The following is a 23,880-nucleotide window of genomic DNA, read 5'->3' as shown; positions in this document are numbered from 1 at the left end:
GGCGTTAGTGTTAGACATATATTCAAGCCTATCTCTTATCTGGAGATACAGCTACTGTCTGGTGTTTCAGGGGGATAAATCATTCTTCCCCATACCAGCCCTATTTATCACTATCTCCTCGATGTTCTGGGATTGACCTTTGCAGAGGATACGAATATCCAGTTTGCGGCGCGCTGGCTGCGTTATTACACCGAACGTATTGACGAGGAATTCACGGCCACACCGCTGGCCGAAAAAGTACTGTTTGTTTCACACAAAGTCTGTCGCGCTCGCAACAAAGACAAACATTCCCTCATGGGGCTTACCTTACGCAACGATAAAAACCGGCGACTTTTTATTTTGGCTGATAGCTTTGATGACGATATTCCTATCCTGCACAGAATGCATTTGTTACATGAAGCTTCACAACGCCTCGCCAGCGTAAACTATTTGCATGCGCCCGTGGGGGCCGATAACGGACAGCTAAGCGAATGCGTTAACGTCTATGAAGACAGGGAGGACATCCGCGATCCGAAATTGGTTTATTACAGCGCGGATAGTCATTTTATCAATCGTTACCGGCGGGCGTTGCTTAACCCTGACCCGGAGCACGCTGAGCCGGACAAGGCGGTGCGGCAACGGAGGAATAATGCCGCTAAGGTTATGAGTAAAGCGGTATTTATCAAGCAGGTGTGGCAGGATAATTTGCTTAGGGCCAACCTGTTGCTGGACGATGCCAATACGATGGCGAAGATTATCGATGATGTGGGCACAGGAAGGCGTTTTATCCCCGACGGGCGCAGGCGCGACTCTCAAGCGATCGCCTATCGCAACTGCCGCAAAAACTCTACGCGTTAATTATTGCCTCTGGACGGCGACACAAACCGGCAGCGCAGACGAGTTACTGTTTTCCCGGGCATTGCAACAGTGCTGTAACACGACGCGTTAGCACAGGCGGCGGGAGTTAAAGTAGCCTGGTGCGGCAGCCTACGGGCCGTAAAGGGAATGTTGACTCAGGGCATCTCCCGCTGCCAGCGTAATTTTTTGCCAAAACCCAGCGTGTTGTCGGTCATTTTTACCTCCAGCAGATTCAATTGCCAGAGCGGGGAGGGGGAGGAAATCGCTTTGGCCAGCGGGAAGCGATGATAGTAGCAACCACGCGCCTGCCGTTCGGCCTCGCCTTCCAGACAGGTAATAATGCCGCGGTACTGTACGCCTTTTATCAGTGCTACCGTTTTCTGTTGTCGCGCAATAGTTCCCGCTACCCGCGCATTTTGGCGCATCAATTCGCCGTGGCGAGTTTGGTTAGAGGTCAACAACCATAGCGCCATCGCCGGCGCGTGGAACACATAAAAGCAATTGGCGCACCAGAGATCATCCATGTTGCCGGCGCACAGCGTCAGAACGTGCTGTTTGCGGCAAATGGCCGCCAGCTGATCATCCATTACGATTGCACTCCAGGTTGAACTGTCTCTTGCTGCCACAATTCGGCAGGCGTTGGCGCGTTCGCCGCTTAGCCCTGCGCCCTGGTCCCTCGTAATGTATCAGGGCCAAGCTGCCGGTCCCGCAGCGCTATGGCGTTACCGGCTGAACATCAAGACTGGCCTGTCGGACGGTACGCCGTGGCCGACGCGCCATTGTTGGCCGAAAATACTATACTGCTTTCGGCGCAGGACGCAACGTTTCCGGGCAACTATCGCCGGCCGGCGGCCCGGGGCTCTGCGGACAGCGCACCCCGTCAACTGCCTTGGGGCGAACAAAGGGGGTTAGCATCAACAGTAAGGACAATAGGTATCACTTTTTGCGCATCATTGGATGGTTTAAGTTATCTACGGCTCGCCCACTGCCTCACTCCGTCGGCGCCCGCACATGGCAGCACGACATCAGGCTCAATCCCGTCATTCACCTCGCACGCAGGCGGGGAATTAAGGCGCTTGTGATGTTAACCTTAATGCTGGGCCTTGCCGGCTGCGGCAGCCAGCAGGGTAAGCAAGCCGGCAGCGCCAAACCGGAGGCGGTGCGGGCACAAGTCCTGCGCCTGTTACCCGCCAGCGCACGCGACAGGCCGGGTTGGGCCGCCGATATCGCCACCGCGCTGTCGTCGCAGTCGATCCCCGCCAGCACGGAAAATATCTGTTCCGTCCTGGCCGTTATCGGCCAGGAGTCCAATTTTAACGCCGACCCCACCGTACCTGATTTGGCAAATATCGCCAGGCGCGAGATCGACCGCCGCGCCAAGGCACGGCATATCCCGGCGTTTGTGGCCCACGCTGCATTATTGCTTCCCTCCTCCGACGGTCGTCGCTACAGCGAACGACTGGATAAGGTACGCAGCGAGAAAGATCTCAGCGATCTGTTTGATGATTTTATCGACGGGGTGCCGATGGGACAGCAATTGTTCGGTAACCTGAACCCGGTTCATACTGCGGGCCCCATGCAGGTCAGCATCGCCTTTGCCCAGGCCCACGCCAGCCATTACCCCATGTCGGGGACGCCGCGTCAGGAGGTGTTCACCCGCCGCGGGGGGATTTATTTTGGCGTCGCGCATTTGCTTGGCTATCCGGCCGGCTATTCCCAGCCGCTCTACCGTTTTGCCGATTACAATGCCGGCTGGTACGCCAGCCGTAACGCCGCTTTTCAAGCTGCGGTTAGCCGCATTACCGGTAAAACGCTGGCGCTCGACGGCGGTGTGATCGACTACGCTTCAGACAGTCCCGGGGAGACGTAGCAGGCGCTGCTTTCGGTGCAACAAGCGCTGGGATTAAGCGACACGGCAGTCCACCGCATGCTTCAGCAGGGGGAGCGAGAAAGCTTTGCGCAAACGGCCCTCTATCGGCAGGTGTTCGCTCTGGCGGAGCGCGGCGGTAAACGGTTACCGCGGGAGAGGCTGCCCGGCATTAAACTGGCAAGCCAGAAGATCACCCGCGAATTGACAACCGCCTGGTTCGCCAAACGGGTCGATAGCCGTTTTCAGCGTTGTGCTGTCGCCGAGCATGGCGGATGACATCCGAAACGGATTTTTACGACGCACAAGCTCCCGTGCCGCCGTGTTGGTGAAGGGGGCAATGGCCCGGTTTTTTCGGTTGTTTCCTCACGGACTGTCGGCCCCCTTCGCGGGGATAAAACGCCTTTTCGGTCTGACGGGCGGCGAAATTGATCGGAAAACAGCGTATCTGGCTCTATTTGTGTCCACCAGCCCGCCCCGAACACCTGCAGGTATGGCGGCCCAGGCACCAACTCCACAGATGCCGCTAGCAAGCGCTAAAAATCCGGCATCTCCTTTTTGATCTCCTTCCACGGGCGTGCGCTAGCAACGGACCCGCTGCTGTTGTGCCGGTGTGCTCCCGCCTAAGCCAGAGATAGCCGTGAGCAACATCCCTACGCTGGGTGTTGCCAAAAAAGGCTGATGCGGTAATGAGATACCCGCAGTCATTATCGTCGGTCTGTCTTTTAGTAGAAAAACGTTTCTATCGCTAATGTGTTTTGCCAACGCTGCTTCGGTTAGGCGGTAAGGATAAGGGATAAACATATTTCACTTCCCACCGGCGAGCCCGCCTTTTTTGGGCTATTGTTGAAATGAGTAAATAATTATTTGACTCATAATTAATCAGATATTTTACCCGGTTAATAAGAGAAAATATCAGCATTATTAATCAAATAGCGCCAGTGAGGACGAGGGGGTAGAATCGAGCGATGAGCAATCAATCGGCGGATAACTCGCCGCTGCCTGCGCAAACAGAGGGGGAAGCGTCGGGAACCACTCAGTCGACTCTGTCATTAGCCCAAGAGCAGGTGGCGGTGGCGAAACGGCAGGTGGTGCAGGGCCGTGTAACGATAACGCGCCGGACGACCGAGCGTGAGGAAGCTATTGAGGCGTGGCTGAAACAGGAAAACATCGAGATACATCGTGTCGAAAAAGGGACGCCGCTGGAAAACCATCCCGCGATCCGCGAGGAAGAGGGCGTCATGATTATTCCGGTGGTAGATGAGCATGTTGAAGTGGTGCGCACATTGGTTTTCCGGGAAGAGATCCACATTCTTAAAGTGACGACCGCCGTCCCTTATCAGGAGAGTGTGACGTTGCGTAGTCAGGATATTACCATGGAAAAACAGCGGGATAATGATTAAGCGTAACAATTTACCCCTTTAACGAGGTAGCAATTATGGCACACGAAAAAATCGTAACGTTGTTCGATACCCTCCCGCAGGCGAAAGATGCCCGGCGGGAACTTGAGGCGGCCGGTTTTGCTAATCACGACGTCAGCATTATCTCCGGCGAAAACTTGCAATCGGAAGGGAAGGCAATTCGTCATCCCAGCCTGTGGCAGCCCCTGTTCGGTACCGGCGTCGATAAAGACAATGCACAACTGTATACGCAGGCGCTCGCTATTCTGGAAGCGAGCGGTGCCGCGGCTGGCGCCGGTGCTGACTATGCAGGCGGTACCGACACCGGCTATGGCCGCGATGGCGCAGAGTATGGCACGTCATCCCCTCTGGATGTACCGCAGGCCGGCGCTGCCGCTCCCGACTATGAAGATGAGGCGCTGTTGCCCGTTAGCCGCGAGGTATTGCCGGATGCGCCGGGTGCTGCACGCGATGGCTCACCGGCGTATGGCGAAGACGAGGATGCATTACGCCGTACTGCGCACCCCCATGACGCGCCGCGTGAGGAAGTCTTGCGCCTGGCGGAAGATCAGCTGGAGGTGGGCAAACGCGTCGTCAAAGAAGGCGCAACGCGCGTGCGGCGCTATGTGGAGGAGGAGGATGTGCAGGCTGATGTGGCGCTACATGAGCAACATGCCGATATCTTCCGGCGCGCCAGGGACGAACCTGCCTATCTGGATGAGGTTGACTGTTCGGATAAAACCGTCGAAGTTACCGAAACCCGTGAAGAGCCGGTTATCAATAAAACCGCCGGCATCGTGGAGGGTGTGGTGGTGCGCACCGACGGTTCCGATCGGGTCGCGCGGGTGAACGAAATCCTGCGCTAACAGGAAGTGGACATTGAGCATATTGATGATAAGCGCACCGGTGAGGAGGCATATTCGGCGACCGGCGGACATCTGTTGCGCGCTGAGGATCATTTATTAACAGAGGACGATGATCCGCTGTTGGTCGATAAAGACCGTCTCGCCGATGATGAAGGTAACGGCGCCCTCGACTCGCTGCGGGATCCCAAACGGAAATAGAGTTGGCCCTGGATTATCCGCCCATCGGGAATCTCGAAGCGGCATCCACAGCGCTGATGGAACGTTGTCCCCCCCGGGGGGACGCCAAAGCCGGGGGCAGGGTAACGCCGTTGTGGCAGGCGGTGCGGTCGCCAGGCTTTGCAGCGTGCGAACCGTACTGTTGTGACCGGCGGTGCGATCGCCGAGCCATCAAGTCAGCGGTGCTGCAGGGTTCGTTTGTGCACGGAATTAACAAAATGTGATGCTCTTCATAATTTGACAAATTTCTTGCTGCAGTGACCCTAGGATTTCCTTTTCCGGCCAGCGGAAAGGAATGCCGCGGCCAGGCCGTGATTTGTGACCGAAATCGTGTTTCTCTTTGTACTATTGCCAACTTGACCGCCTAAATGGCAGAACCGAAAAGGCGCACCGAGGGCTACGTCCGTTATCATTATCGGTTATTCCCGGCGTAGGGGTTGTCAAAACCTGTCGGCGCCAGAAGGCAAACCTGGCGCGTATGAGAAGTAATAGTCTGTTTTCAAAGCGCTTATATCTATCACTTCTTGCTGGCGCGGGTGAAACCCGTCGCCGCCCGCTGCCGTATTTTGCCCCTGTGGCGTCTGCCGCCCAATGAATTGCTTTCTCAACGAGGGCGCGGTAAAACGTGAGGCAAACGCGTAACATTTTCCCAACATTTCTTTAATGGAGCGGCTCTCATGACAGTTAAGCAGCAGAAAATGTATATCGACGGGCAATTCGTCACCCATCAGGGCGATAAGTGGATTGAGGTGCTCAACCCTGCGACCGAAGAGATAATCTCCCGCGTTCCCGACGCCGGGGTGGAGGATGTCAGAAACGCCATTGATGCCGCCGAGCGCGCCCAGGACGCCTGGGAGGATTTGCCGGCTCAGGAACGTGGCGTCTGGCTGCATAAAATCGCAGCGGGCATCCGCGCCCGCGAGCAGGCGCTCACCGACATCATTATCGCCGAAGGCGGTAAAACTCGCGCCCTGGCCAATACCGAGGTGTTATTCACCGCGGATTATCTGGATTATATGGCGGAATGGGCGCGGCGTTATGAAGGGGAAATCGTACAAAGCGACCAGCGTGACGAAAATATCTTCGTCTTCAAAAAAGCTATCGGCTTAACTACCGGTATCCTGCCGTGGAACCTCCCGTTCTTTCTGGTGGCGCGTAAAGCGGCGCCGGCGCTGGTGACCGGCAACACCATTGTGGTGAAACCCAGCCAGTTAACGCCCAATAACGCCATTGCGTTCGCCGAAATCGTCCACGAGGTCGGACTGCCGAAGGGCGTGTTCAATCTGGTGACCGGCCGCGGCTCCGTCGTAGGCAATGAACTGGCCTCCAACCCGAAAGTCGGCATGGTCAGCCTGACCGGCAGCGTGTCGGCGGGGGAACAAACGATGGCCGCTGCAGCGAAAAACATTATCAAGGTATCGCTGGAGCTGGGCGGCAAGGCGCCGGCTATCGTCATGGCTGACGCGGATTTGACGCTGGCGGTGAAGGCCATCGTCGCGTCTCGGGTGATCAACACCGGGCAGGTGTGTAACTGCGCCGAGAGGGTGTATGTGCAGGAAAGTATCAAGGACGCGTTTATCAGCCGGCTGACCCAGGCGTTTAAGGAGGTGACCTTCGGCAACCCAGCCGAACAGGACGCGCTGGATATGGGGCCGCTGATTGATGAAGTCTCCCTCAAAGGGGTGCAGGAGAAAGTAGACCGCGCCGTCTCCCAAGGCGCAACCCTGGTGACCGGCGGTAAACGGGCCGAAGGTAAGGGCTTCTTTTTCCAGCCGACTCTATTGGTAGACGTGCGCCATGAGATGGACATCATGCATGAAGAAACCTTCGGCCCGGTCTTGCCGGTGACCACCTTCTCCACGCTCGATGAGGCGGTAAACATGGCCAACGATTGCGAGTTTGGGCTAACATCGTCGATTTACACCACCAATCTTAATACCGCCATGACGGCTATTAAAAAGCCGAAGTTTGGCGAAACCTACATCAACAGAGAAAACTTCGAGGCGATGCAGGGTTTCCACGCCGGCTGGCGTAAATCGGGGATCGGCGGCGCCGACGGCCGACATGGCCTGGAAGAGTATTTGCAAACCCATGTGGTTTATCTGCAATACCAATCCTGATCTTTATACATAGGACCAGGGCGGACGCTCTGGTCCCGGGGATTGGCGCCGAGAACCGCCATGGGCTGGAAGAGTAGTTATCAACGTTTCGCATCGCGGCGTCAGACCTTTTTGCTCGCCATGTCCGGTGGTGGCGTGCCGCGGTGGCCATCCGTACGGCGGCATAACAGGTAGACGGCGGCGACGACCGATACGGCGGTAAGCGCATACAAACCGCCCGTGGTGCTACCGGTCTTCTGCTCCAGATAACCGAACACGGCAGGGGCAAAAAAACCGCCCAAATTACCGATCGAATTAATGAGTACAATCCCGGGAGCAACAATACTGACCGGCAGCGAGCCCTGGGGCATCTGCCAGAAGAACGTGGCGCTGGTTTTGGAGCCGATGCAGGCGATGCACATGGCGACAAAGCCAAACCAGGGATTGCCCAGGGTCGCTAAAAACGTGCAGAGCGCGGCGATAAGCATCGCCAGCGCTTTGTCCAGCACATGGCGGAAACGGTCACTGATTTTTCCCACCAGATTGATGGCGATAATAGCGCAAAGCCAGGGGATCGCGGTGAGCAGGCAGATATCGAACTCGCCAAACCCGTGAATGTGGCGAATAATTTGCGGTAGCCAGAAGACCAGTGTGTAGCCAGTCATCGTCATGGTGAAGAAAATCGAGCAATAAAACAGCATCTGCCGGTCAAAAAGTAGTGCCATGCGTGAGGGGGCCGCCCGACTGCAGGCGACTGCGCGTGGCTTCCTCTTCCGCCAGCACTCTGGTAAGGGCGTCGCGTTCACGCGCGCTCAGCCAACGGGCCTGCCGGGGAGAAGACACCAGAACAAATGAAGCGATAACACCAATTGCTATCGAAAAAAAACCTTCCAAAAACATCACCCATTTCCAGCCGGGGATCGTCAGCACATTATGCATGCTGAGGATGGCACCGGTTATCGGCCCGGAAAACAGAAACGCCGCCTCTGAAGCGCTTAATATCATCGCGGTTGCCCGTCCCCGGTAGGCGTTGGGTACCCACTGGCGAAAATAAAATAATATTCCCGGGAAAAAGCCGGCTTCGGCCACGCCGAGCAAGAAACGTAAAATATAGAACTGAACCGGAGAGGTAATAAAACCGGTGCAAAACACCACTAATCCACAGGTAATCATAATGCTGGTGAGCCAGACGCGGGCACCGTAACGTGCCATGAACATATTGCTCGGCACTTCAAACAGCGCATAGCCAACAAAAAACAGGCCGGCGCACAGACCAAAGGCAGCCGCGCTGACGCCGGCATCTGCCGCGAGTTGCGCTTTAATGAAACCGATATTGGACCGATCGATTTGATTGACAATAAGCATAATAACCAGCATCGGTATTATGCGTTTAAAAAACTGTCGACATGCCTGACGAATCATTTCTTCTTCGTCAGCGGGTTCAACGGCGGAATGGCGACTCATGACTAGCCTCGTATCGGATAGCTTGAGTTAGTCGAGAGTTTTGTCCGTCCCATAGCGCAAGGCCATATTACATATGCCCAATGTTAAACAATGCAAACCTGCCTTCTGTGACCTAACGCGATTTTTTATCTTGTTAGTCAACCATTTGCTGACTTGACGTTTGCCTGAAAGGGGGCCACGGCGATAGCGACCCCATGTTTAATTTTTGGACAGCTGTCACACAATCCGTCCGCTCCGCTTCCGTGGCTTCTGGCGCTACCGCACTGACGGCGCTAACAATGTCAACCGTGCAAACGGTGCCAACGGTGTTAACGGTGCTAATAGTGCTAATGGTACCAACGGTGCTAAAGAGGCTTACGGTGCTATGGCTGATACGGCGGTATGCCGCTTAGCGTTCAGAAACGATAACCGACGCCGAACAGCAATGAGTTCCGGGTGAGGGTGAGCCCGTCAGGATTGAAGCGGCTGGCTTCATAGCCCAAGTCAATGATCATATGTTCCACCGGGTTGATTTGTACGCCTGCGCCATAGGCGAAAGAGGCTCTTTGAAGCCGAGAGAGGCTATGACCTATAGCCTGCGCAGCGCCAGTCTTAAAGGTGGATTGTTTGGCGTGAAATGAATAATTATCGTAATTCACGCCGATAACGCTATAAACAGAGACGTAGTCATTGAAACGCCAGGTGGGGCCTGCCGTGAGCGATACCGCGCTATAGCGATAGCGTAAATCCTCCTGAAGCTTATTTTCGACCACCCGGTGGCTGTAGGCGTTGGCGGTCATATAGCTCAGCGAGCCGATGAGGCTGAGAGGCTCGCCCCATTCATAACGATATTTGATATTGACCCCGTCCAGCCGGCCAGTGTGAGATGGCCCGCCATCGATATCGTTTGCTATATTACTGTGCAGGTAGCCGGCGCTGAGATTATGGTAATCGGCTAAGGCTTTCACGGGTAACGCTAAGGCGGCGCCAAGGACGAGAATTGAAAACTGTGTTTTCATGAATTAATCCCTTATTAACAGTTCCTTTTTAAACAAAACACCTGCAGATGGCTACGGTGGCGAATAGCTTATTCATATTACCCGGTTAACGTAAATCCCGGTTAAATAACCCAGTTTGCTGCGGTTGGGGGATAAAGTAAAACGGTACAGCTTACGTGCAGTCAACGCTCATCCTTTAAGTGCTAATTTTATTTTGGATTGGGATTAAAGTTATAATTTAAACTGAAACACAAAATAAGACAGTAAAATTCAGAAGGAAGGTAGTATTGGAAATAGAATTTAGTTAGAATTGAAAATGAAAATGGGATTGGAAGTAATATCAGAATTGAAAGGTAATGTGGCGTTGGCATTGAAAAAAAACGTAAATACTCTACTGGTTCGCAGCTTTAGTCACAGCCCAAACCGGGGGGAAGGGGTCAGTCTTCGTCGAAACCGGCGTTAAACAGTTCGATCACCGCCGCCAGCGCCGCGATCTCGTCCGGCCCGGTGGCCTCGACTTCGATCATTCGCCCTTTGGCGGAATCCAGCATCAGTAAACCGATAACGCTGCTGGCCTCCGCCTCGGTACCGCTGTCGTTGCGCAGCATGACTTCGGCATCGAAACTTTGTACCAGTTCAAACAGATTCATTGCCGGCCGGGCATGCATACCCAGACGGTTTTTGATCTCTACCGTTTGTTTGACCGTCATGATTTGCGCTTTTCCAGAGTGCGGTGGCGGGACTGGACATTCTTGCCGCGAGAGCGAAAATAGTCCGCCAGCTGTTCGGCGATATACACAGAGCGGTGTTTGCCGCCGGTGCAGCCTATCGCCACCGTGAGATAACTGCGGTTATTGGTTTCAAGCATTGGTAGCCACAGCTCCAGATAGCTGCGGGTCTGATAGATAAAATTATGGACTTCGGTATGGCGATCTAAAAACGCCGCCACGGGACGATCCAGGCCGGTCATCGGTCTGAGCTTGGGATCCCAGTGCGGATTGGGCAGAAAACGCACGTCGAACACGTAATCGGCGTCGATGGGGATGCCGTGCTTGTAGCCGAAGGATTCAAACACCATGGTCAGTTCCCGCTCGCGCTTGCCCAGCAGGCGGGTACGCAGCATTTCGGCCAGTTCATGCACCGACATCTCCGAGGTATCGATCACCAGATCGGCGCGCGAGCGCAGCGGCTCAAGCAGCGAGTCCTCTTCATCGATGGCGCTTTCCAGCGACAGGTTGCGGGCGGAGAGCGGATGCAGCCGGCGGGTGTCGCTATAGCGGCGGATGAGGGTATTGCGATCGGCGTCCAGAAACAGCAACTGCGGGGCAAAGGCCTGCGGCAGGTTATCCATGGCCTGTTCAAAAATCTCCGGTGATTCGGGCATATTGCGCACGTCAATGCTCACCGCGGCGGAGATCTTGCTCGCCGCCAGCGTGCTGGCCAGTTGTGGCAGCAGCACCACCGGCAGGTTATCAACGCAATAAAAGCCCATGTCCTCCAGCGCGCGCAGCGCAACGGATTTACCTGAACCTGATCGACCGCTGACTATCATCAGCACCATGACGATACACTCCTCTGCCTTGCTTATTCATCCCCTGGCGATGCGGCCATGCCTCGCCCAACCTATCCCGCTTCCAGGACGGCGCCGCGGCGTCAGTCGCCGTCATCCGTTTCGGTCATAATCTGATACAGTTCCTCATCGCTTTGCGCGGCGCGCAAGCGGCGGCAGACGGTTTTGTCCGCCAGTCTCTTGGCCACCAGCGACAGAGTGTGCAAATGCACTTTGCACTGCTCTGCCGGCACCAGCAGCGCGAACAACAGGTCCACGGGCTGATTATCGATGGCGTCAAACGCTATTGGCTGTTCAAGCCGGATAAACACCCCCACCGCGCGCAGCGTGTCTTCTTCCAGCTTACCATGGGGAATGGCGATGCCATTGCCGATACCGGTACTGCCCATGCGCTCGCGCGTCAATACGGCGTCAAACACCACTTGCGGCGCCAGGTTAAGTTGTTTCGCCGCCAGTTCGCTGATAATTTCCAGCGCTCTTTTCTTGCTCTGGCAGTGGACGTCGCTGCGGGTACATTCAATGTTCAACACTGAATCGATTTGCATTGCTGTATTGTTCGTCATTTCGGGTCACTTAGGCGCTGGTTAACCTTTAAGACTCATCGGCCCGTTACCATAGGGATAACGAGCCGATGTGAGGTTTAGGTAGCGTTGTCGGCTACGGTTAAATTAATATTGTTTCAGCTTCTCTTTATGCTTGTTCAACTGCCGCGTGAGTTTATCGATCAACAAATCGATGGCGGCGTACATATCATCCGCTTCCGCAGTCGCGTGCAGCTCACCGCCGTTGAGGTGCACCGTCGCTTCGGCGATCTTCTGAACTTTCTCGACCTTCAGGACAATATAAACCTGATTGATGCGATCGAAGAACTGTTCCAGTTTAGAGAATTTTGTTGTTACAAATTCCCTTAAGGCGTCGGTGATGTCAACATGCTCTCCGGTAATGTTCAGCTGCATAGTGTCTTCCTTCTCTGTTGAGGTCAAACCAATTGTTTTCGCTGGTTCGACGGCGGGATGGATAAAGACTCTCGGTACTTCGCTACGGTACGCCGCGCCACCATGATACCCTGCTCGGAAAGCAGGTCGGTGAGCTTACTGTCGCTAAGCGGCTTCGCCGGGTTTTCCGCGGCGATTAATTTTTTCACCAGTGCGCGGATAGCCGTGGAGGATGCTTCGCCTCCCCCTTCGGTATTGACGTGGCTGGAGAAAAAATATTTCAATTCAAAGATGCCGCGCGGGCTGTGCAGATATTTTTGGGTGGTGACGCGCGAAATCGTGGACTCGTGCATATCCACCGCCTGGGCGATATCCGCCAGCACCATCGGCCGCATAAACTCTTCCCCCTGTTCAAAAAACGCCATCTGCCGCTCGACAATACAGCGCGTCACCTTCAGCAGCGTTTCATTGCGGCTTTCCAGACTTTTAATCAGCCAGCGCGCCTCCTGCAAATGGCTGCGGATAAACTGACCGTCCGCATCGTTACGGGTGTTGCTGCCCAGGGCCGCGTACTGCTGATTGATGCGCAGCGCGGGAATGCTGTCGGTATTGAGCTCCACCACCCAGCGGTTTTGCAGTTTGCGCACCAGCACATCGGGGATCACATATTGTGACTCGCCGGTGTTGATGGACTGCCCAGGACGCGGATCCAGCGACTGAATCAGCGCCATGGCCGGTTTCAGGACATCCTCTTTCAGCTTAGTAGAACGTAGCAGGGTGCGGAAATCATGGCTGCCCAGCAGGCCGAGATAATCGCTGACGATAAGCCGCGCCTCGGTGAGATAAGGCAAATCGGCCGCGAACTGCGAGAGCTGAATCAGCAGGCAGTCGCGCAGATCCCGCGCCGACACGCCGACCGGATCAAAGCGCTGGATGCGTTTTAAAACCGCCTCCACCTCATCCAGGGTGACGTTTTCGTCGCCGATGCTGTCAAGTATGTCGTCCAGCGGCACCGTCAGATAGCCGGTGTCGTCCACGGCGTCGACGATAGAGGTGGCGATAGCCCTATCGGTATCGGAAAAGGGAGTAAGCTCTACCTGCCACATGAGGTAGTCCTGCAGGGTCTGGGTGGTTTCACCCTGATAGACGGGCAATTCTTCGTCGCGATAGTCGGTACCGGTTCCAGACGGCGTCCCGGCGGAGTACATCTCGTCCCAGGTGGCGTCCAGCGGCAGCTCTTCCGGCATGTCCTTTTGTTCCATAGCCTTGCGGGTGTCGATCGATTCGCTGTCGGGCGCGTCGTGCGCTTCGACCTCGTCATGTAAATCGGCCTGTTCAAGCAAGGGGTTATTTTCCAGCGCCGTCTGAATTTCCTGCTGGAGTTCAAGCGTGGACAATTGCAACAGACGGATAGCCTGTTGCAACTGCGGGGTCATGGCTAACTGCTGACTCAGCCTGAGTTGTAAACCTTGCTTCATAAAATGCGTCAACTATCCTCACGAACCACGGCGGTAACGCCACCTTATCAGAGGCGGAACTCTTCGCCCAGATAAACCCGTTTGACCTGCTCGTCGAGCATGATGTCGGCAGGGGAGCCATGGGCGATGAGCTTACCCTGGCTGACGATATAGGCCCGTTCGCACACGTCGAGTGTCTCCCGCACGTTATGGTCGGTGATAAGAACGCCAAGGCCGCTGTCGCGCAAATGTTCGATAATTTTTTTGATGTCGATGACCGAAATCGGATCGACGCCGGCAAAAGGTTCGTCAAGCAGGATAAATTTAGGGTTGGCGGCCAGCGCCCGCGCGATTTCTACCCGGCGTCGTTCACCGCCGGACAGCGACTGGCCGAGGTTGTCGCGTAAATGGTTGATATGGAACTCTTCCATCAGCTCTTTTGCGCGGTCGTTGCGCTGTTCGCGGGTGAGATCCTGGCGGATTTGCAGCACCGCCATCAGATTGTCGAACACCCTCAGGCGGCGGAAGATCGAGGCTTCTTGCGGCAGGTAGCCGATTCCGCGGCGGGCGCGGGTATGCAGCGGCAGGAGGCTGATATCGTCATCATCGATGACAATACGCCCGGCGTCGCGGGGGATGATGCCGACGACCATGTAGAACGTGGTGGTTTTGCCCGCCCCGTTAGGCCCCAGCAATCCCACAATTTCGCCAGAGCTTACCTTCAGGCTGACGTCTTCCACCACGCGGCGCCCTTTATAGGCTTTAGCCAAATTTTCTGCGATTAATGTTGCCATGGATCTTATACCCGATTATTTCGCCGTCGCCTTGGCGCCGCTTTTATCCTGCAACTGCGCCGGTACCAGCACGGTGGTGACCCGTTTGCCTTTGTCGCTGAACGCCTCCATCTGCTGTTTCTTGACCAGATAGGTAATGCGATCGCCTTTCACGTTGCTGTCCAACTGCTCCAGATAGGCATTGCCCGTCAAGATAACCAGATCGTTGGCGGTTTCGTAGCGTACCTTCTGCGAATGTCCGCGTACCGGCTCGCCGTCGTCCTGCAACTGATAGAAGGTGACGGGATTGCCGTAACCTTCCACGACTTCGTTACCGTCCTTGCCGTCGGGACGGGTGATGACCACCTTATCGGCGCGAATATCGATTGAACCGCGCTTGACCACGACCTCACCGGTAAGGGTCACGGTATTGGTCGCCATATCCACCGCCTGCTGCGCGGAGTCGATATGAATCGGCTGCTGATTGTCGCTGGTCAGCGCCAGCGCCTGTGCGCTGGCAAGCATTAAACCGCCGGCCAGAAGCAGGCTATGGCGTATGTTGTGAATTCTGGATTTCATAAGAGGTCTTAACCTTTTCAATCAACTCGGCGGTCTTGTTGCGCAGATTGCCGCGCACCTTCATGCCGGTGGAGTTAAAGCCGGTACCATATAAGGTTACCTCATCATCCGAGGAAACGTCCTGCGTGACCAGGTTAACCACCGCGTTATCTGTTGTTATGCGTTTAAGCTGTGAGGCATCGTTCAGGCTGTCCACCTGAACATGGCCATACAGGTAAAGCATTCTGTCCTGGGTCAACTTGGCTTTATCGGCCTTTACCGTCCAGGTCGGCACTTTGCTCTCATCGAACGTGGTGGCGACCGGCCGGGTAAACCAGGTGATCTGCTGCTCGGCGAAATGATTCACGTGATCGGCCACCAGCTTGTAATTAAGCCCCCCCGCCGGGTTATAGACCACCGTGGTGGTATATTCGCTCTGATAGGTAGGCTCGCCGTTGTTCACCGGCGTCTGGGCCGGCGACGTGTCGGTATCCGCCAGGTTCCAGCCGATAAGCACCAACACCAATAATCCCAGCAGCGCCGTGGTCCAACGCGTTGTCTTGCTCATACCGACTGCCCTTTGGCATCCTCCAGCTTTCCCTGTGCCAACAGCAGCAGGTCGCAGACTTCCCGCACCGCGCCGCGACCGCCGGCAATGCGGGTAACGTAATCGGCCCTGGGCAGCAATAGCGGGTGCGCATCCGCCACCGCCACGCTCAGGCCGACCTGGTCCATGACCGGGGCATCAATTAGGTCGTCGCCCACGTAGGCGACCTGTTCCGCCGTTAACTTAAGTTTACTCAGAAGCGCTCTAAAGGCCAAAGTCTTATCCGATTGCCCATGGTAAAGATGCCTAATGCCAAGCGTGGCGCAGCGGTCCTCCAGCAGCCTGGCGGAGCGGCCGGTAATGATAGCGACCTCAATGCCCGATGTCAGCAGGCAGCGAATGCCGTAGCCATCGCGCACGTTGAAGGCTTTAAGTTCTTCACCGTGATTGCCCATATAAATCAAGCCGTCGGACATGACGCCATCCACATCGCAAATCAACAGACGGATACGCCGGGCGCTTTCCAGCACCTGCAGCGCTACCGGCCCATAGCATGTCTCGACGATGGGGGTCTGTTGCATGACGTTATTCCTTGTTATATCACGCCGGCGCGTAGCATATCATGCATATGCACTACACCTAATAGATGGTCATCTTGCGCCACCAGCAGCGAAGTGATGTGGCGCGCCTGCATGAGATTAAGCGCTTCCACCGCCAGCATGTCGGGCGCGACGCGTACGCCACCCGGGGTCATGACATCGGTAATGCGCGCCTGATTGAGATCAATACCCATATCAAACACCCGCCGCAGGTCACCATCGGTGAAAATCCCGGCGATGACATTGTGCGCATCGCAAATCACCGTCATGCCAAGATTTTTGCGGGTGATCTCAAGTAGCGCATTGCGCAGCGAGGCCGTGCGGGCGGTGAGCGGCATTTCATCGCCGCTGTGCATGATATCGCTTACGCGTAGCAGCAGTTTGCGTCCTAATGCGCCGCCCGGATGGGATAAGGCGAAGTCCTCGGCGGTAAATCCCCGCGCCCGCAGCAGCGCCACCGCCAGCGCGTCGCCCATGACCAGCGCGGCGGTGGTGCTGGCGGTTGGCGCCAGGCCCAGCGGGCAGGCTTCTTCAGGCACATGCACGCACAAATGAATTTCCGCCGCTTTTCCCATGGTGCTCTCCGGTTTGCCGGTCATGCAGATGAGGGGGATGTGCAGACGTTTGAGCACCGGAATCAGCGCCAGGACCTCGTGGGATTCACCAGAATTGGACAGCGCGATGACGATATCCTGCGGCGAAACCATGCCCAAATCACCATGGCTGGCCTCGCCGGGATGGACAAAAAACGCCGGCGTACCGGTACTGGCGAAAGTGGCGGCCAGCTTGCGGCCGATATGGCCGGATTTGCCCATGCCCATCACCACCACTTTGCCGGCGCAGCGAAACAGCGCTTCGCAGGCGCGGCGAAAATCGTTGTTGATATATTGATCCAGCTGCGCCAGACCCGCCCGCTCAATAGCGAGAACTTCCTTGCCGGCGGCGATAAAGTCAAAGGCCGGCGCTAATGTATTCTGCGACATAAAACATATCCTGATTATTCGCGGCGCTGGAAGCTAGATTAATAGCACTGCGAGATAGGCGATGAACCCACACACCAGCAAGGCCCCCGACAGGCGATTTATCCGGCGTCGTTTGCGCAGGCACAGGGCGGCGAGGATAACGCTCGCCGCCAGCATGACCCAATAATCGCGGGCAAAAGCATCGGGATTGAACGGGCCGGGGGAGAGCAGCGCGGGAACGCCCAACACAATAACACTATTGAAGATATTGGAGCCAATAACATTGCCCAGCGCAATATCATTTTCTCCCTTGAGCGCTCCGGCGACAAGCGTCGCCAGTTCCGGCAGGCTGGTGCCGATCGCCAGCACCGTCAGGACGACCACCAGATCGCTCAGGCCAAAATAGCGCGCCAGCACGCTGGCATTATCGATAACCATCCGCGCCGAGATAGGCAGAATAATAAACGCCAGCACCAGCCACAGGACGGCGACGGTATTATTGCTATCCTGCGGCAGCTCCGCCAGTTGTTCGCGGGTCAGCGTGTCGCTGCTCTCGCGCAGCGCCAGCCGGGAGATGGTCACGATAATCAGCAAATAGCCCTCCGCCAGCAGCAAAATGCCGTCCAACCTGCCGAGGCTATGGTCCGCCAGCAGCAGGCCGCACAGCAGGGTAATCAGCAGCAGGAGCGGCAACTCGCGCCGCACTATCTCGGAGCGGAAGGTGACCGGGCGGATAAGCGCCGCGCAGCCGACAATCAGCATGACATTGATAATGTTGGAACCCAGGATATTGCCGACCGCCATGTCAGTCTGGTCGTTAAGCGCGGCGGTAACCGACACCAGCAATTCCGGCAGAGAGGTGCCGAAGGAAACGATGGTGCAGCCGATGAGGCCAGGGAGCAACACCGAGCGAGCGGCTTAATACGGCCGCACTATAGACCAATCTGTCCGCGCCATAAACCAATAGAATGAGGCCAATAATGAATAATGACGTGGCAAAAAGCATGATAAATCCTTGGCTTGAGCAAAAACCTGTTCCGTTGGCGCATCATAGCCCTTTAAGGGTGACGAAAGGCGGTCAATAAACGCAAACTGGCATTAATTTTGACCGTCTAACGGCTAAAAGTAAAACACGACGATAAAGTTATCCGCGGCGACGGGCCTGATTGGTCGAGAAAAGTTCGATGAAATGGCTTGCTTGCTTTACTATCATCACTGCAGACCGTGGGTGTAGGAAGAAAAGGACAGTCAACTATGAACCAGAGCGATAACCTGGTCGAGATTCGCGGATTAAGCTTTCGTCGGGGCGATCGCGTTATTTTCGATAATATCAGCATGCAGTTTCCGCGCGGCAAAGTGACGGCGATCATGGGACCATCGGGCATCGGTAAAACGACGCTGCTGCGCCTCATCGGCGGTCAGTTGCCGCCGGACAGCGGCGAAATCTGGGTAGATGGCGACAATATACCCACCTTGTCGCGCCGCCGGCTGTATGAGGTACGAAAAAAAATCAGCATGCTTTTCCAGTCCGGTGCGCTGTTTACTGACATTAACGTCTTCGAGAATGTGGCATTCCCGCTGCGGCGGCATACGTGTTTGCCGGAGCCGGTGCTGCGCAGCACGGTGCTGATGAAGCTTGAGGCAGTGGGGTTGCGCGGGGCGTCATCGCTGATGCCGGCCGAGCTGTCCGGCGGTATGGCGCGCCGTGCGGCGATGGCCCGGGCTATCGCGTTGGATCCTGAGCTGATTATGTTCGATGAGCCGTTTGTGGGACAAGACCCGATCACCATGGGGGTGTTGGTCAAGCTTATTGACGAGCTGAATCATGCGCTCGGCGTTACCTGTATCGTCGTGTCCCACGACGTGCCGGAGGTATTGAGCATCGCCGATTACGCCTATATTGTGGCCGAGCAGCACGTCGTGGCGGAAGGGACGCCGGCCAGCCTGCGTGACAATCAGGACTCGCGGGTGAGGCAATTTCTCGACGGTATCGCCGATGGGCCTGTTCCCTTTAACGTTCCCGCCGAAGATTATCAGACCCAGCTATTGGGCGCAGGGAGTTAACCTCAGTCATGGTACGAGAAGCAATCGCGTCCTTCGGACGCCGGGGGATCAACATCTGCCACGGTTTTGGCCGGGCCGGTGTCATGCTATTTAATGCGCTGATAGGCAAACCGGCGCTGCGCGAACAATGGCCGCTGCTGGTCAAACAACTTTACGGCGTCGGCGTATTATCGCTGGTGATTATTATGGTATCTGGCCTGTTTATCGGTATGGTGCTGGGGTTGCAGGGCTACATTATCCTCACCACCTACAGCGCGGAATCCAGCCTGGGCATGCTGGTCGCGCTATCGCTGTTGCGCGAGCTGGGGCCGGTGGTGACCGCGCTGCTGTTTGCCGGCCGGGCGGGTTCTGCGCTTACCGCCGAGATAGGCTTGATGAAGGCCACCGAGCAGCTTTCCAGTCTGGAGATGATGGCGGTGGATCCGCTGCGCCGGGTAGTGGCTCCGCGTTTTTGGGCCGGCGTTATCAGTATGCCGCTGCTGACGGCGATTTTCGTTGCGGTTGGCATCTGGTGCGGCGCCGTGGTCGGCGTCGAATGGAAAGGAATCGACAGCGGCTTCTTCTGGTCCGCAATGCAGGGTGCCGTGGACTGGCGGCAAGATTTGGTAAACTGTGTCATCAAGAGTGTGGTTTTCGCTATCACCGTCACCTGGATTGCGCTTTTCAATGGTTACGACGCAATCCCGACCTCCGAAGGGATAAGCCGCGCAACCACTCGCACGGTGGTGCACGCTTCGCTGGCGGTGTTGGGATTGGATTTTGTGCTGACGGCACTGATGTTTGGGAACTGAGTGAATGCAAACCAAAAAAAGTGAAATCTGGATCGGCGCGTTTATGATTATCGCCCTCTGCGCCATCGTGTTTCTTTGTTTGAAGGTGGCGGATATCCGTTCGGTGAGCAATGCCGCAACTTATCGAATCAGCGCTTCTTTCGATAACATCGGCGGTCTTAAGGTGCGTTCGCCGGTGCGGGTTGGCGGGGTGGTTATCGGTCGGGTCACGGATATTACCCTCGATCCGCAAACCTATACGCCGAAAGTCACCATGGACATTGAACAGACCTATAATCATATACCCGATACCAGTTCCCTGGCGATCCGCACCTCGGGCCTGTTGGGGGAACAGTATCTGGCGCTGAATATCGGTTTCGATGATCCGGAAATGGGCACCTCTATTCTGAAAGACGGCGGTGTGATCCAGGATACCAAGTCGGCCATCGTGCTGGAGGATTTGATCGGTCAGTTCCTCTACAAGAGCGGAAGCGGCGACAATAACGCCGCCGGCGCGGACCAGACTAACGGCGCCGATAACGGCAATGTGACCGGCGCAGGCCAGACTAACGGCGCTAATAGCGGTAATGGCGCAGGCGCAGGCCAGACCAATGGCGCCGATAGCGGTAATGGCGCCGGCGCGGGCCAGACCAACGGCGCTAATAGCGGTAATGGATCCTCCGGCGCAGTCCAGAGTAGCAGCAACGGCGGTGCGTCCGCTCAATAGCGTTATTCCCGCGGTCGGATAGGTTTTACGGCCGTCGCCTTATCATTGATACCAGGCGACGCGCGTATGTCGTCAGCGTCACCACCCGGTTGTCCCGTCCCACCAGGCGCGGCGGCGCAACCCTAACAGGAGAAATGCATGCTTAAACGTTTATTAATGGTGGCGCTGCTGGCGATTGCGCCACTAACACAGGCTGCCGATCAGACCAACCCTTATCGTTTGATGAATGATGCAGCGAGCAAAACCTTTACCCGCCTGAAGAATGAACAGGGCAAAATCCGTCAGGATCCCAATTATCTGCGCACCGTGGTGCGGGAAGAGTTGCTCCCCTATGTGCAGGTGAAATATGCCGGCGCGTTGGTGCTGGGGCGCTATTACCGCGAGGCGACGCCGGCGCCGCGCGACGCCTATTTCAAAGCGTTCCAGGACTATCTGGAACAGGCCTACGGCCAGGCGCTGGCGCTTTATAGCAACCAAACCTACCAAATCGCGCCGGAAAAACCGTTCGGTGACGCTACGATTGTGGCTATTCGCGTCACGATTATTGACCAGGGCGGCCGGCCGCCGGTACGCCTTGATTTCCAGTGGCGTAAAAACAGCGTCTCTGGCAACTGGCAGGCCTACGACATGATAGCCGAAGGGGTCAGCATGATTACGACCAAGCAAAACGAGTGGGCCTCCACGCTGCGCACCAAAGGCATCGACGGGCTGACCCAGCAATTGCAGGCCGCCGCCAGGACGCCGATTACCCTGGATAAGCAGCGCAATGGCTGAGGGACTGAGCTTGCTTACGCAGGGGCAAACATTAATCCTGCAGGGAGAGCTGGATCGCGATACGCTGCTAACGCTTTGGCAACAACGGCAGTCGTTGCTTGACGGTGTCCGTTTTCTGGATGTCTCCGATCTGCGGCGCGTTGATTCCGCCGGGGTGGCGCTGATGCTGCATTTTTATCATTATCAGCAGCAGCGGGGCGCTACGCTTGCGCTTACCGGCGTCACCGATAGACTGCGTACGCTTATCGCGCTGTACAAACTGCAGGCGATCCTGCCCTGCACGCCGTCTGTGGGCACCTGACCCGTCCCTGCAGCGCCTCGCGCCTCGCATTGACAGGCTGACCCTTCACTGCGGCGCCTCGTGCGCTACGTTGATAGGCTGACCCGTCACTGCGGCGCCTCACGCGCTGCGTTGAAGGCCGTCGCGTCACTGCGCCGGCGTCACACGTACCGTTATCATCATCCTAGCTTTTTTGGCAAACGTCGCGCACGATGGTTTAACAGGTCGTCGCGCCGCTCCCCGCTGCCTTGTCTACCGTCATGGTGATCCCAGGCGGGACGACGTAAAGAATCACGTTTAATTGCTTTGCCTGTTCCCGAGCGCGGCGGATTCCTCTAAGATAGCGGTCTGATTCCCGACCCTGAAAAGACAGACTTTATATGGAAACAAGTGAAATCAAAGCGGTGCTGATGAAAGCCCTGGCGCTGGACGAAGCCCACGTAAGCGGCGACGGTAGCCATTTTCAGGTTATTGCGGTCAGTGAGCAGTTCGCCGGCATGAGCCGGGTGAAAAAACAGCAAACGATATATGCGCCGCTGATGGCGTATATTTCGGATAACCGCATCCACGCCTTATCGATCAAAGCCTACACCCCAGACGAGTGGCAGCGCGATCGCAAGCTGAACGGTTTTTAAATGTTGATCCTGGCGGCCAACAGCCTTCCCGTTAAATACAGAGAGCAGTCGTAATGGATAAATTTCGTGTCCAGGGTCCTACCCGGTTAAGCGGCGAGGTCACCATTTCGGGCGCCAAAAATGCCGCGTTGCCGATTTTATTCGCCGCGTTGCTGGCGGAAGAGCCGGTTGAGATACAAAACGTTCCCAAGTTAAAAGATATCGACACCACCATGAAACTACTCGGCCAGCTCGGCGCCAGAGTTGAACGGAATGGGTCGGTGCATGTGGACGCCAGCGACGTTGACGTTTACTGCGCGCCCTATGAGCTGGTGAAAACCATGCGTGCATCGATTTGGGCGCTGGGGCCGCTGGTGGCTCGTTTCGGCCAGGGGCAGGTCTCTTTACCGGGAGGCTGCGCCATCGGCGCGCGTCCCGTGGATTTGCATATCAGCGGCCTGGAGCAGTTGGGCGCCACCATCAAGCTGGAAGAGGGCTACGTCAAAGCTTCGGTGGACGGCCGTTTGCGCGGTGCGCATATCGTCATGGATAAAGTCAGCGTCGGCGCCACGGTAACGATTATGAGCGCCGCGACATTGGCAACCGGCACCACCATCATTGAAAATGCCGCCCGCGAACCGGAGATTGTCGACACCGCCAATTTCCTTATTACTCTGGGCGCGAAAATTAGCGGTGCCGGTACCGATAAAATTACCGTCGACGGCGTTGAGCGACTCGGCGGCGGCGTCTATCGCGTACTGCCCGATCGCATTGAAACCGGCACTTTTCTGGTGGCGGCGGCTATCTCCCGCGGCCGCGTGGTGTGCCATGCCACCCGCCCCGATACGCTGGATGCCGTCCTGGCCAAGCTGCGCGAAGCGGGCGCGGATATCGCCGTCGGCGACGACTGGATAAGCCTGGATATGCACGGCCAGCGCCCGAAAGCGGTTACGGTGCGCACCGCCCCGCATCCCGGTTTTCCCACCGATATGCAGGCGCAGTTCAGTCTGCTTAATCTGGTAGCCGACGGGACCGGCGTAATAACCGAGACTATTTTTGAAAACCGTTTCATGCACGTCCCCGAACTGATTCGGATGGGGGCACATGCGGAAATCGAAAGTAACACCGTTATTTGCCACGGCGTTGAGACGCTGTCGGGGGCACAGGTGATGGCGACCGATTTGCGCGCCTCCGCCAGCCTGGTGCTGGCCGGCTGTATCGCCGAGGGCGTAACGGTGGTGGACCGCATTTATCATATCGATCGCGGTTACGACTGCATCGAGAAAAAATTGCGGCGTATGGGCGCCAATATCGAACGGATCAGCGGCGAGTAAAGCCGCGCTCGCCGTTTTGCTCACGGGCGCGCGCTGCGGTTTGGTGTCCCGCTCGCCGGGGTGGCCTTTGTGGTTTGGTGTCTTGCTCGACGGGTCGGCCTTTGTGGGCTGGCGGCTGGAACGGCCGTGAGCCGATTGTGTACCTTCTGCCGCCCGCCCTTAGCTGCCGCCGTATGCCGGCGGGCGCAGC

At 56.4% G+C, this 23,880-nt stretch carries 25 protein-coding genes and 3 pseudogenes; 13 read left to right on the top strand and 15 right to left on the bottom strand.

Features of this window, described 5'->3' with window-relative positions:
* The first annotated feature begins 132 nt into the window (after positions 1-132).
* Positions 133-837 carry a hypothetical protein gene (locus tag JZM24_RS12830; protein ID WP_215669906.1) on the top strand — a complete coding sequence of 235 codons (705 nt, stop codon included), beginning with the start codon at positions 133-135 and terminating at the stop codon, positions 835-837.
* Between the two features lie 155 nt (positions 838-992).
* On the opposite strand, the gene JZM24_RS12825 is transcribed toward JZM24_RS12830, so the two are convergent.
* Complete coding sequence (locus JZM24_RS12825; protein ID WP_215669905.1) at positions 993-1,424, bottom strand: YhbP family protein; 432 nt, start codon at positions 1,422-1,424, stop codon at positions 993-995.
* A gap of 494 nt (positions 1,425-1,918) precedes the next feature.
* Here JZM24_RS12825 and JZM24_RS12820 point away from each other — a divergent pair.
* The 5 genes and pseudogenes from JZM24_RS12820 (at position 1,919) to aldA (ending at position 7,306) form a co-directional block, all read left to right on the top strand.
* Positions 1,919-2,983 (top strand): annotated as a pseudogene (locus tag JZM24_RS12820) (DUF1615 domain-containing protein).
* A gap of 689 nt (positions 2,984-3,672) precedes the next feature.
* Positions 3,673-4,107 (top strand): YsnF/AvaK domain-containing protein, encoded by a 435-nt coding sequence (locus JZM24_RS12815; protein WP_215669904.1) that lies wholly within the window; start codon positions 3,673-3,675, stop codon positions 4,105-4,107.
* Positions 4,108-4,142: 35 nt separating this feature from the next.
* Positions 4,143-4,970, top strand: a complete 828-nt coding sequence (locus JZM24_RS12810) for a YsnF/AvaK domain-containing protein (RefSeq protein ID WP_215669903.1) — start codon at positions 4,143-4,145, stop codon at positions 4,968-4,970.
* Between the two features lie 6 nt (positions 4,971-4,976).
* Positions 4,977-5,168 (top strand): hypothetical protein, encoded by a 192-nt coding sequence (locus JZM24_RS12805; RefSeq protein ID WP_215669902.1) that lies wholly within the window; start codon positions 4,977-4,979, stop codon positions 5,166-5,168.
* Between the two features lie 695 nt (positions 5,169-5,863).
* Positions 5,864-7,306: an aldehyde dehydrogenase gene (gene aldA, locus JZM24_RS12800; protein ID WP_215669901.1), complete on the top strand. Its 1,443-nt coding sequence runs from the start codon at positions 5,864-5,866 to the stop codon at positions 7,304-7,306.
* A 101-nt stretch (positions 7,307-7,407) separates the two neighbouring features.
* On the opposite strand, the gene JZM24_RS19210 is transcribed toward aldA, so the two are convergent.
* The 14 genes and pseudogenes from JZM24_RS19210 to JZM24_RS12735 form a co-directional block, all read right to left on the bottom strand.
* Positions 7,408-8,010, bottom strand: coding sequence for an MFS transporter (locus JZM24_RS19210; protein WP_281418195.1), 603 nt, complete (start codon positions 8,008-8,010; stop codon positions 7,408-7,410).
* On the bottom strand, positions 7,994-8,749 hold the full coding sequence (locus JZM24_RS19205; RefSeq protein WP_281418194.1) for an MFS transporter: 756 nt from the start codon (positions 8,747-8,749) through the stop codon (positions 7,994-7,996). Before JZM24_RS19205 ends, JZM24_RS19210 begins: the two co-directional genes overlap by 17 nt.
* 395 nt (positions 8,750-9,144) lie before the next feature.
* Positions 9,145-9,747 (bottom strand): Ail/Lom family outer membrane beta-barrel protein, encoded by a 603-nt coding sequence (locus JZM24_RS12790; RefSeq protein ID WP_215669900.1) that lies wholly within the window; start codon positions 9,745-9,747, stop codon positions 9,145-9,147.
* A gap of 416 nt (positions 9,748-10,163) precedes the next feature.
* A complete protein-coding gene (gene npr, locus JZM24_RS12785; RefSeq protein WP_215669899.1) occupies positions 10,164-10,436 on the bottom strand; it encodes a PTS phosphocarrier protein NPr in 273 nt (90 codons plus the stop codon).
* Positions 10,433-11,287, bottom strand: coding sequence for an RNase adapter RapZ (rapZ, locus tag JZM24_RS12780; protein ID WP_215669898.1), 855 nt, complete (start codon positions 11,285-11,287; stop codon positions 10,433-10,435). The genes npr and rapZ overlap by 4 nt, the downstream gene beginning before the upstream one ends.
* 92 nt (positions 11,288-11,379) lie before the next feature.
* Positions 11,380-11,859, bottom strand: coding sequence for a PTS IIA-like nitrogen regulatory protein PtsN (gene ptsN / locus JZM24_RS12775; RefSeq protein ID WP_215669897.1), 480 nt, complete (start codon positions 11,857-11,859; stop codon positions 11,380-11,382).
* A 105-nt stretch (positions 11,860-11,964) separates the two neighbouring features.
* Positions 11,965-12,252 carry a ribosome hibernation promoting factor gene (hpf, locus tag JZM24_RS12770; RefSeq protein ID WP_215669896.1) on the bottom strand — a complete coding sequence of 96 codons (288 nt, stop codon included), beginning with the start codon at positions 12,250-12,252 and terminating at the stop codon, positions 11,965-11,967.
* 23 nt (positions 12,253-12,275) lie between these two features.
* The gene (rpoN, locus tag JZM24_RS12765; protein WP_215669895.1) at positions 12,276-13,709 is read right to left on the bottom strand and encodes an RNA polymerase factor sigma-54; all 1,434 of its coding nucleotides are present in this window, start codon (positions 13,707-13,709) and stop codon (positions 12,276-12,278) included.
* 47 nt (positions 13,710-13,756) lie between these two features.
* A complete protein-coding gene (gene lptB, locus JZM24_RS12760) occupies positions 13,757-14,482 on the bottom strand; it encodes an LPS export ABC transporter ATP-binding protein (protein ID WP_215669894.1) in 726 nt (241 codons plus the stop codon).
* Between the two features lie 15 nt (positions 14,483-14,497).
* The gene (lptA, locus tag JZM24_RS12755) at positions 14,498-15,040 is read right to left on the bottom strand and encodes a lipopolysaccharide ABC transporter substrate-binding protein LptA (protein WP_215669893.1); all 543 of its coding nucleotides are present in this window, start codon (positions 15,038-15,040) and stop codon (positions 14,498-14,500) included.
* On the bottom strand, positions 15,009-15,587 hold the full coding sequence (lptC, locus tag JZM24_RS12750; protein WP_215669892.1) for an LPS export ABC transporter periplasmic protein LptC: 579 nt from the start codon (positions 15,585-15,587) through the stop codon (positions 15,009-15,011). Before lptC ends, lptA begins: the two co-directional genes overlap by 32 nt.
* Entirely contained in the window at positions 15,584-16,147 is a 564-nt protein-coding gene (gene kdsC / locus JZM24_RS12745) for a 3-deoxy-manno-octulosonate-8-phosphatase KdsC (protein ID WP_215669891.1), read from the bottom strand. Before kdsC ends, lptC begins: the two co-directional genes overlap by 4 nt.
* 14 nt (positions 16,148-16,161) lie before the next feature.
* On the bottom strand, positions 16,162-17,148 hold the full coding sequence (gene kdsD, locus JZM24_RS12740; RefSeq protein WP_215669890.1) for an arabinose-5-phosphate isomerase KdsD: 987 nt from the start codon (positions 17,146-17,148) through the stop codon (positions 16,162-16,164).
* A 33-nt stretch (positions 17,149-17,181) separates the two neighbouring features.
* A pseudogene (locus tag JZM24_RS12735) lies at positions 17,182-18,133 on the bottom strand (calcium/sodium antiporter).
* 248 nt (positions 18,134-18,381) lie between these two features.
* On the opposite strand from JZM24_RS12735, the gene mlaF reads away from it, so the two are divergent.
* The 7 genes and pseudogenes from mlaF to murA all read left to right on the top strand — a co-directional run bounded on the left by mlaF (position 18,382) and on the right by murA (position 23,690).
* Positions 18,382-19,191 (top strand): phospholipid ABC transporter ATP-binding protein MlaF, encoded by an 810-nt coding sequence (gene mlaF / locus JZM24_RS12730; RefSeq protein ID WP_215669889.1) that lies wholly within the window; start codon positions 18,382-18,384, stop codon positions 19,189-19,191.
* Positions 19,192-19,199: 8 nt separating this feature from the next.
* Positions 19,200-19,982, top strand: coding sequence for a lipid asymmetry maintenance ABC transporter permease subunit MlaE (gene mlaE / locus JZM24_RS12725; protein WP_215669888.1), 783 nt, complete (start codon positions 19,200-19,202; stop codon positions 19,980-19,982).
* Positions 19,983-19,986: 4 nt separating this feature from the next.
* Positions 19,987-20,532 (top strand): annotated as a pseudogene (mlaD, locus tag JZM24_RS12720) (outer membrane lipid asymmetry maintenance protein MlaD); the annotation flags it as partial.
* A gap of 294 nt (positions 20,533-20,826) precedes the next feature.
* Positions 20,827-21,462, top strand: a complete 636-nt coding sequence (gene mlaC, locus JZM24_RS12715; protein ID WP_215669887.1) for a phospholipid-binding protein MlaC — start codon at positions 20,827-20,829, stop codon at positions 21,460-21,462.
* Positions 21,455-21,763 carry a lipid asymmetry maintenance protein MlaB gene (gene mlaB, locus JZM24_RS12710; protein ID WP_215669886.1) on the top strand — a complete coding sequence of 103 codons (309 nt, stop codon included), beginning with the start codon at positions 21,455-21,457 and terminating at the stop codon, positions 21,761-21,763. Before mlaC ends, mlaB begins: the two co-directional genes overlap by 8 nt.
* A 359-nt stretch (positions 21,764-22,122) precedes the next feature.
* Entirely contained in the window at positions 22,123-22,377 is a 255-nt protein-coding gene (ibaG, locus tag JZM24_RS12705; protein ID WP_215669885.1) for a BolA family protein, read from the top strand.
* 53 nt (positions 22,378-22,430) lie between these two features.
* On the top strand, positions 22,431-23,690 hold the full coding sequence (gene murA, locus JZM24_RS12700; protein WP_215669884.1) for a UDP-N-acetylglucosamine 1-carboxyvinyltransferase: 1,260 nt from the start codon (positions 22,431-22,433) through the stop codon (positions 23,688-23,690).
* Positions 23,691-23,880: the final 190 nt, after the last annotated feature.

The sequence above is a fragment of the Candidatus Sodalis endolongispinus genome (assembly GCF_018777395.1).
GTDB lineage: Bacteria > Pseudomonadota > Gammaproteobacteria > Enterobacterales > Enterobacteriaceae > Sodalis_B > Sodalis_B endolongispinus.
This window is presented reverse-complemented; position numbering and strand designations above follow the sequence as displayed.

Bases quoted from the DNA above. Each gene is read 5' to 3' on its own strand.
- JZM24_RS12825 (WP_215669905.1), bottom strand. From the start codon at position 1,424: ATGGATGATCAGCTGGCGGCCATTTGCCGCAAACAGCACGTTCTGACG.
- JZM24_RS12815 (WP_215669904.1), top strand. From the start codon at position 3,673: ATGAGCAATCAATCGGCGGATAACTCGCCGCTGCCTGCGCAAACAGAG.
- JZM24_RS12810 (WP_215669903.1), top strand. From the start codon at position 4,143: ATGGCACACGAAAAAATCGTAACGTTGTTCGATACCCTCCCGCAGGCG.
- aldA (WP_215669901.1), top strand. From the start codon at position 5,864: ATGACAGTTAAGCAGCAGAAAATGTATATCGACGGGCAATTCGTCACC.
- JZM24_RS19210 (WP_281418195.1), bottom strand. From the start codon at position 8,010: ATGGCACTACTTTTTGACCGGCAGATGCTGTTTTATTGCTCGATTTTC.
- JZM24_RS19205 (WP_281418194.1), bottom strand. From the start codon at position 8,749: ATGAGTCGCCATTCCGCCGTTGAACCCGCTGACGAAGAAGAAATGATT.
- JZM24_RS12790 (WP_215669900.1), bottom strand. From the start codon at position 9,747: ATGAAAACACAGTTTTCAATTCTCGTCCTTGGCGCCGCCTTAGCGTTA.
- npr (WP_215669899.1), bottom strand. From the start codon at position 10,436: ATGACGGTCAAACAAACGGTAGAGATCAAAAACCGTCTGGGTATGCAT.
- rapZ (WP_215669898.1), bottom strand. From the start codon at position 11,287: ATGGTGCTGATGATAGTCAGCGGTCGATCAGGTTCAGGTAAATCCGTT.
- ptsN (WP_215669897.1), bottom strand. From the start codon at position 11,859: ATGACGAACAATACAGCAATGCAAATCGATTCAGTGTTGAACATTGAA.
- hpf (WP_215669896.1), bottom strand. From the start codon at position 12,252: ATGCAGCTGAACATTACCGGAGAGCATGTTGACATCACCGACGCCTTA.
- rpoN (WP_215669895.1), bottom strand. From the start codon at position 13,709: ATGAAGCAAGGTTTACAACTCAGGCTGAGTCAGCAGTTAGCCATGACC.
- lptB (WP_215669894.1), bottom strand. From the start codon at position 14,482: ATGGCAACATTAATCGCAGAAAATTTGGCTAAAGCCTATAAAGGGCGC.
- lptA (WP_215669893.1), bottom strand. From the start codon at position 15,040: ATGAAATCCAGAATTCACAACATACGCCATAGCCTGCTTCTGGCCGGC.
- lptC (WP_215669892.1), bottom strand. From the start codon at position 15,587: ATGAGCAAGACAACGCGTTGGACCACGGCGCTGCTGGGATTATTGGTG.
- kdsC (WP_215669891.1), bottom strand. From the start codon at position 16,147: ATGCAACAGACCCCCATCGTCGAGACATGCTATGGGCCGGTAGCGCTG.
- kdsD (WP_215669890.1), bottom strand. From the start codon at position 17,148: ATGTCGCAGAATACATTAGCGCCGGCCTTTGACTTTATCGCCGCCGGC.
- mlaF (WP_215669889.1), top strand. From the start codon at position 18,382: ATGAACCAGAGCGATAACCTGGTCGAGATTCGCGGATTAAGCTTTCGT.
- mlaE (WP_215669888.1), top strand. From the start codon at position 19,200: ATGGTACGAGAAGCAATCGCGTCCTTCGGACGCCGGGGGATCAACATC.
- mlaC (WP_215669887.1), top strand. From the start codon at position 20,827: ATGCTTAAACGTTTATTAATGGTGGCGCTGCTGGCGATTGCGCCACTA.
- mlaB (WP_215669886.1), top strand. From the start codon at position 21,455: ATGGCTGAGGGACTGAGCTTGCTTACGCAGGGGCAAACATTAATCCTG.
- ibaG (WP_215669885.1), top strand. From the start codon at position 22,123: ATGGAAACAAGTGAAATCAAAGCGGTGCTGATGAAAGCCCTGGCGCTG.
- murA (WP_215669884.1), top strand. From the start codon at position 22,431: ATGGATAAATTTCGTGTCCAGGGTCCTACCCGGTTAAGCGGCGAGGTC.